Below are 12,903 nucleotides of genomic sequence, written 5' to 3'. Positions count from 1 at the left end.
CTGAAAATAAGCAATGAATATTTAATAACTGCCAAGGGCAGACTTGGTCTTTCGCTCAGATTTGCCCACAACAAAATATGAAAGTTACTGTTTGGATTTTTTGAAGACTTTCATATAAAAAACAGGAGCCAATGCTATGAATCATGATGTGACAGTGTTTACGCCTTATCCGTTCAAACTCGGGCAAAAGATACGAATTGAGGGATCAAGACGATCCGGTGACTGGGAGGTTATTGATTTGAGTGAAACCAAGGTGACCCTTAGGTGTCCGATTTCAAAAAAAGAGGTGAACTGGGACAGATTTTGTTATTTTGTTGAAGAAAAAAATATGAAATGGCCAAGTGACTGAGACCCGATAACTTGAGACCTTACGCCTTAGATCCGGGTGCATGAGATCCGGATGAATAAGATCTATATGCATAAGATCGGAGGCGTTAAAAAAGGATAGTAAACAATGAAAGTGATACTCTTGATGGCTGTTACAGCAGACGGGATGATTGCAAGAAATTCCATGCAATTGGTTGACTGGACCGGAAAAGCAGACAAACAATATTTTGTTGATGTCACACGAAAGGCAGGAGCCATGATCATGGGCTCGAAAACATTTGATACCATCGGGAAAGTGTTGCCTGACCGCAAAAATATTGTCATGACAAGGAACAAAAAAAGGACAAGCAAAAACACGGATCTGATTTTTACCGACCAGACACCAAAGCAGGTTTTAAAAGAACTTGAAGCACAGGGCTTAACTTGTGCAACACTTGTTGGCGGATCAGTTGTGAATACCTTGTTTTTACAAGAAAATCTGGTGGATGAAATCCATCTCACCATTGTACCAAGGTTTTTCGGCAAAGGTATGTCCTTGTTTAATGAAATTCTGGATACCCGTTTGGAACTGATGGAAGTCAAAAAAATTGATGAGGGCCATGTGTTATTGATATACAGGGTTAAAAAAGAATCATACTAAAAATTGAATGTCTTCATCTGAAAAAATAAACGCATTAGAACCGGATTTTGAAAAAACACCTTTGTTTTTGAAAACCCTTCCAGTACGACTTATTATTCCTGTCGCATTAACCATTCTTCTTTTTATCCTGACCATTTTCTTTTTAATCATTCCCCTTTTGGAAAAAAATATGATGGACGGTAAAAGAGAAGGCATTATGCATCTGACTGAAACAGCGTGGAGTACATTGGATTTTTTTTATTCAAAAGCCCAACGCGGTTTGATTTCACAAAAAGAAGCAAAACTTGCCGCCATCACCCATTTGCAGCAATTAAAATACGGCCCTGAACAAGAAGATTATTTCTGGATAAATGACATGACTCCCGGAATGATCATGCATCCCTACCGCCCGGATCTTGAGGGCAGGGATATGTCGAATTTTAAAGACTCTGCAGGCAAGCTTTTGTTTGTTGATATGGTTAAAATCGTGGAACAAAAAGATGCCGGGTTTGTGGATTATCTGTGGCAATGGAAGGGGGATTCCAATAAAATTGTTCCCAAAATTTCCTATGTAAAGGGATTTGCCCCCTGGGGATGGATTATCGGAACAGGTATCTATGTTGAAGATGTCAGGCAGGAGATTCTTACCATCACACACCAATTGATTTATACTTGTTCCGGAATTTTGATGCTGTTTTTGTTCTTGTCCGGGTATATTGTATGGCAGGGAACAAAGGGTGAAAAACAACGGATAATGGCAATGGAACAATCACGTTTAAGGGATAAACAATTGCTTCAGGCAGATAAAATGACCTCCCTGGGCATACTGGTTGCAGGTGTTGCCCATGAAATCAATAATCCTGCCACCTCGTTGATGCTCAATGCACCGAATCTTAAAAAAGCCTGGGCGTCATTTACCCCGATTCTGGATGATCATTTTAAGCAGCAGCAACAGCATGCTGTTGTCTGCAATATGCCTTACAAAGATCTTTCAAACCGCATTGAGATGATGTTGACGTCAATGGAAGACAGTGCGGCACGGATAAAAAGAATCATCACCGAGTTAAAGGATTTTTCCCGGCCCACAAGGGTTGAAATGGATGATGATATCAATATTAATAGTGTGGTTGAAAAATCCCTGGACCTGACACGTTCCATATTGAAAAAAGCAACCCATCACCTGTCGGTTTATCTGGAAGAGGGGTTGCCAAAGATTTCAGGCAATTTTCAGCAACTGCAGCAGGTGATGATCAATTTGGTGGTGAATGCCTGTCAGGCCCTTGAAACCCCGGAACAGTCAATTCAAGTGAAAACCTCAATTTCTCTAAATTCCGGTTTTATTGTGATAGAGTTGTCCGATACCGGACCGGGAGTTCATCCACGAGATTTGAACAAGCTGAAAGAGCCTTTTTTTACAACCAAAAGAGATCATGGGGGGACCGGTCTCGGGCTTTCTATTTCAGAGAAGATTGTGTATGATCACAAGGGGATAATGGAATTTTATTCGGAATTTGGAAAAGGTCTGACCGTAAAAATATTTTTACCGGTGAGCCGTGTTGAGAACAAGGTTTAAATCAGCAGGATACAATATACAATAATGGCAAACAGACAACATACCCTGGACCGGCCTATTTTTATTGTTGACGATGAACCGGAAATTCTTCTGGCTGTGGATACCTGCCTGAGAATGGCGGGTATGGACAATATTATCACCATCAGCGATGCCAGGGACGTTATCCGGCAAATGGAACGTCAGATTCCCTGCCTGATGATCCTGGATTTGAATATGCCCCATATCAACGGCAGGCGGTTGCTTCAAATTATTCGTAAAACTTATCCCAGGATACCTGTTATTATTCTTACAGGTGCAATTGACGTGGATACGGCTGTAAACTGCATGAAAATAGGGGCCATGGATTATGTGGTCAAACCGGTGGAGGAAAAGCGGCTTCTGGCTGCAGTCAAACAGGCACTTGCCCTGATCAACCTGGAAAACAAAGCCAAGGTGACTCTGCCAACAGAATTGTTTGCCCAGATTAAAAATCCCAAGGCATTTGCCCATATTATCACTCAGGATGAAAAGATGCACTCCATCTTTCACTATATTGAGGCCATTGCCCCGTCTTCTCAGCCGGTCCTTGTTTTTGGGGAAACCGGAGTTGGAAAGGAACTCATTGGCCAGTCCATTCATGAGTTGAGCCAGAGAAAGGGAAAACTGGTTGTGGTCAATGTGGCGGGACTGGATGACAATATCTTTTCCGATACGCTTTTCGGGCATGTTACCGGGGCGTTTACCGGGGCACAAACCTCAAGGCCCGGCCTGATCGAACAGGCGGCCGGGGGCACGCTTTTTTTGGATGAAATAGGAGATCTTGCCTTGACCTCCCAGGTTAAACTGCTTCGTCTGCTTCAGGAAAGGGAATACCTGCCCTTGGGGTCTGACAAGACACGGCAGTCAGATGCCAGGGTTGTTGCCGCCACCAACCGGGATCTGTGGAACCTTGAAAGAAAAGGGGTTTTTAGGAAAGATTTGATTTACAGGCTTTCCACCCACACCCTTACCCTGCCTCCCCTCCGGGACCGTCTTCTGGATCTGCCGCTGCTGCTGGACCGTTTCATATGCCAGGCCGCCAATGAACTGGATAAACCGGTTCCCGAACTTCCCAAAATATTGATTGAACAGATGGAAACTTATCCGTTCAAGGGCAATATACGGGAGTTGAAATCCATGGTGTATGACGCTATTTCACGATATCGGAAAGGACCTATGACAGCGGATCTGTTCAAGGGCCTGGGCCTAGCCGGATCGGGCGTGTTTGGATCAAGTTCATTTTGTTCAGGCGAAACCGTATCCGGGTCATTTGAATCCGGGGCCGGGCCAGACAAGGATTCGTCTGTCTCTCTTCCAACCCTTAAAGAAGCCTCCAGAGAGCTTGTGGAAAAGGCTATGAAGCAAACCGGCGGAAACCAGTCCGCTGCAGCGGGAATTCTGGGCATCTCTCAGCAGGCCTTGAGTAAGCGGCTGAAAAAGTTAAAACAGGAACAAGATAAAAACTAATTTACAACAAAAGTTGTATCTACAACAAAAGTTGTGGATTCTTTGCTTTGATCGGTACTGCCTAACATCCGCTCGGAATTGTTTGTTTTCCTACAACTTTTGTTGTAGGTTTTTAAAAGTTTAATCAATCCTATTATTCTAAATAAATCAAATAAAAACAAATAGATATGATCTTAACATCATCGGGCACAATACTTGCTTTAATAATAAATGAATAACAATTATTAATTAAAGGAGAATTGCTCATGGAGAAAATTAAAAATATAGGCTGGCGTGTAACAATGGCAGGACTGGGTATCAATCTGGCATTGGGAATATTGTATACCTGGAGTATTTTTAAGATGAGCATCAAAGAGTCAATTGTGGCAGGCGACGGTCTTTTTAACTGGAGCCTTGCGTCTTTAAACGACCCTTATGCCGTCTGCTGTCTGGTCTTTGCCTTTACCATGATTTTTGCCGGCCGTGTTCAAGACCGACTCAGTCCCAGGATTACGGCTGTTATCGGCGGTATTCTCACAGGGCTTGGCTTGATTCTCATTTCATTTTCCACTTCATGGATAAGCTGGATAATAGGATTCGGGATCTTCACGGGTATGGGGCTTGGATTTGGCTATGCATCAGCCACACCACCTGCCATTAAATGGTTTCCGTCTGCCAAAACAGGCATGATCGCAGGTATCGTAGTGGCCGGATTCGGCCTGGCATCGGTCTATATCGCCCCTTTGGCCATATTTTTAATCGACAAGTTCGGGCTTTCCCAGTCTATGCTGATTTTTGGTATTGCCTTTCTTGTTATTGTCTCTGCACTTGCGCAATTTCTTGTGAATCCGCCGGACGGTTATGTTCATCCCCAAACAATTCAAAATAAAAATTCCACGGCAAACACAAGCATTGATTTTGAACCCGGAAAAATGCTTCGTACAGTCACTTTTTATAAACTATGGATTATTTTTTGTATCGCCTCCGGTGCAGGCCTTATGATAATAGGCGGTGTGGCCGGGATGGCAAAACACGGCATGGGTCAGATGGCATGGGTGGTTGTGGCTTTGATGGCAGTGGGAAATGCGTCTGGACGGGTCATTGCAGGGATACTATCTGATCGTATCGGACGGGCTAACACCCTTTTTATCATGTTGATTTTTCAGGCCATTGTCATCTTTTCACTTTTGTTTATCACACCGGCCCAGGTTATGCTTCTGGTTATTGCCGCTATGCTCATAGGGTTTAATTACGGCACCAACCTTTCCTTGTTTCCGTCCGCTACCAAAGATTTTTTCGGTTTAAAAAATTTTGGTGTTAATTACGGTCTGGTATTCAGTGCCTGGGGTGTGGGAGGATTTATATTCCCAAGGGTTTCTCAAATGATCATAGCTTATACCAATACTCCCAGGATGGCATATATTCTTGCATCAGGACTGCTTCTTGTTGGAGCGGTTGTGGCTTTGACGACCAAGGCTCCTGCAACTGAACCTGTAGCTAAAATTGAAGAGCAGCCTGAATTTATCGCCACTCCCGTGCCTGAAGAGACCTAAGACAAAGTTCTTTATAACTGCGGAAAATAGTGACATCAATTTTGTATACGGTTTTAATTGAAAAAGGAGGCAAAATGAGCGAATTTAAATTTCATGCACCGGATGAATACCGTAAAAATGCCTGGATCAAAACAATGGATGAGTACAAACAGATGTATGATCAGTCTATTGAGAAACCAGAAGAATTCTGGACACAAATGGCGGATCAGTTCTACTGGGAAAAACGCTGGGACAGTGTCCGGGATTATAACTACAGCATTTCCAAAGGCCCCATTAATATCGAGTGGTTCAAGGGCGGCCAAACAAATATTACTTACAACTGCCTTGACCGGCATTTAAAAGACAGGGGCGATCAGACCGCCTTGATATGGGAAGGAAACAGTATTGGCGAAGACCGTGAAATTTCCTACAAAGAACTCCATGAAACGGTCTGTCAATTTGCCAATGTTTTAAAATCCAAAGGCGTACAAAAAGGCGACCGGGTCGCCATTTACATGCCCATGATACCGGAGCTTGCCGTCACCATGCTGGCATGTGCCCGAATCGGTGCCATTCACAGTATTGTTTTCGGCGGTTTTTCCGCAGACGCCTTGTCTAACCGTATACTGGACAGCCTTTGTAAAGTTCTTGTTACCTCTGACGGTGTTATGCGGGGGGCCAAGGCGGTTCCGTTAAAAGGCAATGCAGATACGGCTATGGATCTGTGTGAGAAACAGGGGCATTTGGTGGAGTGCTGTGTCGTTGTCAATCGAACCGGTTCCAAGGTTGAAATGAAACAGGGCAGGGATGTGTGGTGGCATGAGCAGATCCAGGCGCAAAGCATGGATTGTCCCGTGGAATGGATGGATGCAGAAGATCCTTTGTTTATCCTTTACACCTCCGGGTCAACCGGAACTCCCAAAGGTGTGCAACACAATGTAGGCGGCTACATGGTTTATACCGGTATCACTTTCAGATATATTTTTGACTACCATGACAACGACATCTACTGGTGTACTGCTGATATCGGCTGGGTAACCGGGCACAGCTACATTGTTTACGGTCCCCTCTCACAAGGTGCCACAAGCATCATGTTTGAGGGGGTCCCCAATTATCCTGATCCTGGACGGTTCTGGGCCACGGTGGATAAATGGAAGGTAAACCAGTTTTACACAGCTCCCACAGCCATAAGGGCATTGATGGCTCAGGGGGAGCAATGGGTTGAACAATATGACCTTTCATCTTTAAGATTGTTGGGATCGGTTGGCGAACCCATTAATCCCGAGGCATGGAAATGGTATTTTAAACATGTGGGCAAAGAAAGATGCCCGATCGTGGATACCTGGTGGCAGACTGAAACCGGAGGTATCATGATTACGGCTCTTCCCTATGCCATTGACCAGAAACCGGGTTCAGCCACCCTGCCGTTTTTCGGTGTTAATCCGGTGTTGTTAAATGAAGAGGGCAAACCCCTTGAAGGGGCTTGTGACGGTATCCTGGCCATACAAGAACCATGGCCCGGCCAGATGAGAACTGTTTACAATAATCATGAAAGATTTGAAAAAGTTTATTTTCAGATGTTTGACGGCTATTACTTTGCCGGTGACGGATGCCGCAGGGATGAAGACGGTTATTACTGGATCACAGGACGTGTGGATGATGTCATCAATGTGTCCGGCCACAGGATGGGGACGGCCGAAGTTGAAAGCGCCCTTGTCAGCCATAAGGAGGTGGCCGAAGCCGCAGTGATCGGCTTTCCCCATGACATTAAAGGCCAGGGCATTTATGCATTTGTCACCCTCAATGTCAGTGCAACCCCGAGCGACGAACTGTTAAGCCAGCTCAAACTGCACGTCAGAAAGGAGATCGGGCCAATTGCCACACCTGATATTATCCATTTTGCACCTGCATTGCCCAAAACCCGTTCAGGCAAAATCATGCGCCGGATTTTGCGAAAAATCGCAACTGATGAGTTTGACAGCTTAGGCGACATCTCCACCCTTGCAGATCCCGAGGTGGTGGGCAGCCTGATCGAAAACCATAAGGAATTAACAAGTAACTAAAATCGTTTCATATGGCCTGACAAGCTGCTGGTATTATAAAAAGTGGTGTTGTAAAAGACATAAAAAGCGCCCTTGATCGGATACGCTTTACATGAAAGGGTCGGTTTGAAATCCATGGGATGTTCAGACCGGCCCTTTATTATGTTCTGCCTAAAGTGTTCTGAATCGTTTAATAGACCAATGCAGGATCAAGTTTAAAGGTCCAGGGGACACCTGAGTTTTTCCATCCATTCACGGTTCTTTGACCTTGATCGTCCTTGTCTCCCTCAAACCCGTCGGTAATGGTGTAAACATCGTTGAATCCGGCTTTGGCAAGCAAATTGACACAGGCTGCGCTTCTGGCACCAGACCTGCACATCACAAGGATCTGATCCGTTTTTTTGAATCGTTTCGTCACCTCGGATACAAAATTTTCATTTGTCGGCATCACAGGCTTGTTTTTGTCTGTCAATCCGCGGTCCAGGAATTTTAGGGGGATATTAACCGCCATGGGGGCGTGGCCCACAAACACATATTCACCTATGGTTCTGGCATCAAGGATCTTGACGTTGGCCGGGTCTTGGGAGTATTTTTCATACGCTTGTTTCGCCGTCACATATTTGGCAAGTACGGTCTGTTTTTTTGGGGGAAGTGTTGAGGCCCCAAAACAGGCTATAGAAAAACTAAATACCAGTAATTGAGCCAGCAAAAATGCCATCATTTTTCTTTTCATATTGATCTCCTTTTTTCTGTTTACGATGAGGTTTTTAAACCATTATGAAGCTTCGATTATATTGGATAATGTCGGAAGATATATATTCATTTTCTTTTTTTTATGTCAACAAAAATTTTAACCTAACCGATTGTCAGTTTTGTGTCATTATGCTTTTACCAACATTTTGATCATAAAGAAGAGTTTCAATAAAGCGCAAATAATACAATTTTTTTCCAGATGAGCTGAAACTTGATGGTTCACTGTAATCATTGGTATGTTTTGTTTGTTAATCTTATGTGTTTGAATTTAATGGGAGTGATGGAATTTAAGGAAATTTTGATTGGTAAAACGTCAATTCACTGAACCAATTGTCACTGGGAAAAAATTTCAGGTGATGGTAGGTGCTGGTGTCGAGAATTATTGAAAAAAAGTGGCTGTGTTCAGGTGTGGCCAAGAACAGAAGAACAATGGCCAGGTAGATAAAAAATGTGGATTTGAGATCTGATGCACTCCCGAATTTAAATGCGGTTCCTGCTGATTTTTTAATTTTGAAACCTGTAAGATTGATGCTGTAAAGTTCATCCAGCAGCAGGTGGATTATATATCCTCCAAAAACAAACATGCCTGCCATCCAGGCGACAAATTCATTAAAATGAAAAATGCGGTAAAGCAGTATCGTGCTGATAAACCCGAAAAAGACAGAGGCGGGTATCGAGTGAATGATGCCTCGGTGGACTGTTATTTTTGTAAAAAGTGAAAAAAGAAAATATTTTATAAATACAAAGCTTCCCATCCATACAAGGAGCAGTTCGACAGCTGTATTTTCAGGCGGCTGCTTGAACATCACAAGAAAGGATATGACGGTTGCAATAAACGTAAAAAGCATTCGAACGGGAAGGGAGTTGTCTGAATCAATATCCGGTAAAAGACCGCCAACCACGCCGAGTGTAAAGTAGAGAAGCACTTCCTGCGGCGTGGCAATCGCCGATGCAAAAAGCATTGTGGATGCAATGCTGCTGCCGATACTGGTTATGGTAAAATGTGTTTTAAATTCAGCCACTTTTTCTGCCCGGTGATACTGTTGCTATATATTGTTAAACCACTAAAAAACCATTAGTATCATAAAAAATTTAAATTTGTAACAATCTATTGTAGATATTGGACTAGTAATTCAATATCTAAAGTGATCATAGCGCAAAAAATGTAAAAAAGGAGACTGTGTGTATGAATTTTATCTGCCTGCCACGAAGCACTACCTGTGTTTTCTGCTGGCATACCTCTGTACGGCCCGGCTGATACTTTTTTTGAACAAAATGGAGTTGATGGGTTTTTCAAGAAAATCCGAAGCACCTGATCGAAGCGCCTTTAAAGAGCCTTCTTTGCTGTCGCACTTAGCGATCAATATTACCTCACAGTCAGGATAAAGGCTTTTGATTTTCTGAGTAAGTTGAACCCCGTTAATTTCCGGCATTTCAAGTTCAATGATGGCCATGGAAAATGATTTTTCCAAGATTTTTTTTAAAGCATCACCTGATGTTGTAACCCCAATGGGTTCAAGACCGGCAAGTTTTAGTTCGGCACTGACACCTTCAACGATTGAAGGATCATAGTCCACCACCATGACATGGCTGTCATTCATGCGCATGACATGAATGATGGCATCAACTACTTTAGAGTCATACTGGATATTCAGTCCGGCGGACAGTTCGTCTATGGCTTCCTTAAGGGGAAGGCCGGGGCGGTAAGGCCTGTGGCTGGTCATAGCGTCAAAAATGTCAGCCACTGAAATAATGCGAGCCCAAAGATGTATCTTATCGCCTGAAATTCCCAGTGGGTAGCCTGTGCCGTCCAGCCGTTCGTGATGCTGGTGAACCACATCTGCAACCGGCCAGGGAAAAGGGATGCGGCGCAGGGTTTCAAATGCGGTTGTGGGATGTTCCCGGATAAAGCCCCATTCGTGTTTGGACAGTTTTCCAGGTTTATTTAAAATAGCAGCCGGGATAATAGCCTTTCCAATATCATGTAAAAGCGCACACACATTGAGGCCCTCAAGCTCGTTCTTGTTTAATCCCATCATTTTTCCTACTTTAACGGCCAATTTTGCCACATGCTTGGAATGCCCTGCAGTATAGGGATCACGGCTTTCAACCAGTTCGCTTAACGCTTCGGTGATGCCTTTAAAGCTGTTTGCAAGATCCTTGCTCAACCGTAAGGATTCTTTTTCATTTTGCCTGTGGGTGGTAACATCGCTGATAACTTCAACAGTGTGTGTAATCTTCCCTTTATTGTCCTTTATAGGAGATGCACAGAAATGAAGGGTCCGGTTCAGGTGGCTTTCGTATTCCTCGGCTTCACAATAAATGCCTGTGTTTTGCGCTTTTAGGTGTGGGCAATATTGGGGAGGGGTGTCCATATCGTGGAAAAGGTTATAGCAGCGCATGCCGATAAGCTGACTGATTTCAATGTTCAAAAGGCGAGAGGTGGCCATATTGGCTCTCCTGATTTTAAAATCCGGGTTGATGAGCATTACGGCATCATCCAGGGCATCAAAGGATTTGCGCCACTCTTCCGATGCCAGGGTTAATGCCCGCATCATGGCCTCGCGTTCACTGGTGTCTCTGACCATACAGATGATCATGTCCTGGCCCGATATGAACATATGCTGGGCAATAATTTCCACGGGTAGGATTTTGCCCTCCTGGTTTTGACATAAATTCCAGGATGTTATGCCGCCCGGGTTTTCCTTGAAACGATAAAAACTTTCTTGTGCCTCTTTTTGGAATTCAGGTGGTTGGAGTTCCCATACTTTTTTTTGTTTAAGTTCGGAAAGCAGGTATCCGGTCTGGCGCTGAAATTCCATATTGGCATCAATAATGTTGCCGTTAGAATAACTGGTAATGATAATGCCTTCTCTTACCAGTTCGAAAATAGACCGATATTTCTGCTCGGAGATTTTCAATTTTTTCTCAATCTGCTTGGTTTCAGTCACATCCATGAAATGGCCGACCACTGCTTTTTGACCTTCAAACTCTATGGCATCCACACTCTCAATAACCCACCTGGTTTCACCATTGGCTGTAACCACTCTGAACTCATATGGTTCCTTTCTTTTATGTTTTAACATGGCGACTGCATTGTCTCTTACCTTTTGCCGGTCTTCTTCTATCACTAGATCCAATGGATTCATTTTTAATAATTCATTTTCAGAATAGCCGGAAATTTTCTGGAATTTTGTGTTGGTAAACCGGAATTTATGACCTTGAACCACATATGTGCCAATAGGAGAGTATGTAAAAAAGCTTTTTATCTGATCCTGTTCGATTGGATAATGCATAATTAATATCCTTAATCCGTTGAAATTAGTCATAGTTAAATGTCGGATTTAATAACAACACTGATCTCATGTAGCAAAAAAATATTTTAAAATCAAATTAATGAGAAAAGAATATAGACAAGAACGTTGGACTTTATATTGGGCAAAAGCCTTATACCGAGCCTGCTCTAGATGAAATTTTGATTGACTTTCCATATTGAAAATGATCATATCGCAGAAAGTGGAAAAAAAAGACTTAAATTATAATAAGGTAGACATGACATGAGATTATTAACCCGTTCAGATTTTGATGGATTAGGATGTGCAGCATTGCTCAAAGAAAAGGGACTCCTTGATGATATCAAATTTGTCCATCCCAAAGATATTCAGGATGGCAAGATTGATGTGAATGAAAATGATATTCTTGCCAATATCCCTTATGTCAAAGGATGTGGCCTCTGGTTTGATCATCATTCAAGCGAAATGGAGCGTCAGGCCCATGGGGAATTTGATGGTAAAAGTGACCCTTTCGCACCCAGTGCAGCCCGTGTGATTTATGATTATTATGGAGGGAAAAAAATATTTAACGGTTCATATATAAATGATCTGGTCCGGGCAGTGGACAAAGCTGATTCCGGTAACTTTAATGTGGATGAGATATTGAACCCCAAAGGGTGGGATCTTTTGTCCTTTGTCATGGATCCCAGAACCGGGCTGGGCCGCTACAAAGACTATCGCATCAGCAACTACAACCTGATGATGGATATGATTGACTATTGCCGCTGCAAAACCGTTGAAGAGATACTGGAAATCGAGGATGTAAAGGAGCGAACCCGCCGTTATTTTGAACAGGATGTTCTGTTTAAGGAGATGGCCCGTACCAACACCACTCTTCATGGTAATGTCATTGTTATGGATTTAAGAGATCAGGAGGAAATTTATACCGGCAACCGTTTTGTACTTTACAGTCTATACCCTGACCAGAATGTCTCCATTCAAGTGATGTGGGGATTTCAGCGTCAGAATATAGTTATGACTTGCGGTTATAGTATTGTAAATAGAACCTGCACCGTTGATATCGGCTCTTTGATGCTGAAATATGGCGGCGGGGGGCATAAAAAAGTGGGAACATGCCAGGTAGACATTGATAAGGCTGATGAGGTTTTGAAAATGATTATTGAAAAGATGCAGGAAACCTGATTCATTAATTACCATTTTTAAATGATGATACGCGGGGCGGGAATGCATTAAAGAAACAAGTCATCGTATCATATAATTCAACCAGGAATTACGACCGGACCGGGCTGTTATTCGTTCA

10 protein-coding genes are annotated in these 12,903 nt (G+C 43.2%); 7 read left to right on the top strand and 3 right to left on the bottom strand.

Translation table 11 applies throughout. The features are described from left to right. The first annotated feature begins 136 nt into the window (after window positions 1-136). The 6 genes from BLT94_RS04235 (at window position 137) to acs (ending at window position 7,578) form a co-directional block, all read left to right on the top strand. Window positions 137-349: a hypothetical protein gene (locus tag BLT94_RS04235; protein ID WP_092230799.1), complete on the top strand. Its 213-nt coding sequence runs from the start codon at window positions 137-139 to the stop codon at window positions 347-349. A 105-nt stretch (window positions 350-454) separates the two neighbouring features. Further along, on the top strand, window positions 455-967 hold the full coding sequence (locus tag BLT94_RS04230) for a dihydrofolate reductase family protein (protein ID WP_092230796.1): 513 nt from the start codon (window positions 455-457) through the stop codon (window positions 965-967). A 7-nt stretch (window positions 968-974) separates the two neighbouring features. After that, window positions 975-2,519 (top strand): cache domain-containing protein, encoded by a 1,545-nt coding sequence (locus BLT94_RS04225; protein ID WP_092230793.1) that lies wholly within the window; start codon window positions 975-977, stop codon window positions 2,517-2,519. 24 nt (window positions 2,520-2,543) lie between these two features. Next, complete coding sequence (locus BLT94_RS04220; protein WP_092230790.1) at window positions 2,544-4,004, top strand: sigma-54-dependent transcriptional regulator; 1,461 nt, start codon at window positions 2,544-2,546, stop codon at window positions 4,002-4,004. 245 nt (window positions 4,005-4,249) lie between these two features. After that, on the top strand, window positions 4,250-5,536 hold the full coding sequence (locus BLT94_RS04215) for an L-lactate MFS transporter (protein ID WP_092230787.1): 1,287 nt from the start codon (window positions 4,250-4,252) through the stop codon (window positions 5,534-5,536). Between the two features lie 74 nt (window positions 5,537-5,610). Then, complete coding sequence (gene acs, locus BLT94_RS04210; RefSeq protein ID WP_092230784.1) at window positions 5,611-7,578, top strand: acetate--CoA ligase; 1,968 nt, start codon at window positions 5,611-5,613, stop codon at window positions 7,576-7,578. Window positions 7,579-7,747: 169 nt separating this feature from the next. On the opposite strand, the gene BLT94_RS04205 is transcribed toward acs, so the two are convergent. From BLT94_RS04205 to BLT94_RS04195, 3 genes are all read right to left on the bottom strand, one after another. Further along, window positions 7,748-8,290, bottom strand: a complete 543-nt coding sequence (locus BLT94_RS04205) for a rhodanese-like domain-containing protein (RefSeq protein ID WP_217641224.1) — start codon at window positions 8,288-8,290, stop codon at window positions 7,748-7,750. Window positions 8,291-8,597: 307 nt separating this feature from the next. Further along, entirely contained in the window at window positions 8,598-9,332 is a 735-nt protein-coding gene (locus BLT94_RS04200; protein WP_092230782.1) for a metal-dependent hydrolase, read from the bottom strand. A 192-nt stretch (window positions 9,333-9,524) separates the two neighbouring features. Then, on the bottom strand, window positions 9,525-11,606 hold the full coding sequence (locus BLT94_RS04195) for a PAS domain S-box protein (protein ID WP_175530266.1): 2,082 nt from the start codon (window positions 11,604-11,606) through the stop codon (window positions 9,525-9,527). Between the two features lie 261 nt (window positions 11,607-11,867). Here BLT94_RS04195 and BLT94_RS04190 point away from each other — a divergent pair, with 261 nt between their 5' ends. Beyond that, the gene (locus BLT94_RS04190) at window positions 11,868-12,785 is read left to right on the top strand and encodes a DHH family phosphoesterase (RefSeq protein WP_092230777.1); all 918 of its coding nucleotides are present in this window, start codon (window positions 11,868-11,870) and stop codon (window positions 12,783-12,785) included. Window positions 12,786-12,903 lie beyond the last annotated feature (118 nt).

It is taken from the genome of Desulfobacula phenolica, from assembly GCF_900105645.1.
In the GTDB taxonomy this organism is placed as follows: Bacteria; Desulfobacterota; Desulfobacteria; order Desulfobacterales; family Desulfobacteraceae; genus Desulfobacula; species Desulfobacula toluolica.
Note: the sequence above shows the minus strand (reverse complement) of the source record. Positions and strands in the feature narration are given on the sequence as shown.

Coding starts and splice junctions, on each gene's coding strand:
- BLT94_RS04205 (WP_217641224.1), bottom strand. CDS start 8,290: ATGAAAAGAAAAATGATGGCATTTTTGCTGGCTCAATTACTGGTATTT.
- acs (WP_092230784.1), top strand. CDS start 5,611: ATGAGCGAATTTAAATTTCATGCACCGGATGAATACCGTAAAAATGCC.
- BLT94_RS04225 (WP_092230793.1), top strand. CDS start 975: ATGTCTTCATCTGAAAAAATAAACGCATTAGAACCGGATTTTGAAAAA.
- BLT94_RS04235 (WP_092230799.1), top strand. CDS start 137: ATGAATCATGATGTGACAGTGTTTACGCCTTATCCGTTCAAACTCGGG.
- BLT94_RS04220 (WP_092230790.1), top strand. CDS start 2,544: ATGGCAAACAGACAACATACCCTGGACCGGCCTATTTTTATTGTTGAC.
- BLT94_RS04230 (WP_092230796.1), top strand. CDS start 455: ATGAAAGTGATACTCTTGATGGCTGTTACAGCAGACGGGATGATTGCA.
- BLT94_RS04195 (WP_175530266.1), bottom strand. CDS start 11,606: ATGCATTATCCAATCGAACAGGATCAGATAAAAAGCTTTTTTACATAC.
- BLT94_RS04215 (WP_092230787.1), top strand. CDS start 4,250: ATGGAGAAAATTAAAAATATAGGCTGGCGTGTAACAATGGCAGGACTG.
- BLT94_RS04190 (WP_092230777.1), top strand. CDS start 11,868: ATGAGATTATTAACCCGTTCAGATTTTGATGGATTAGGATGTGCAGCA.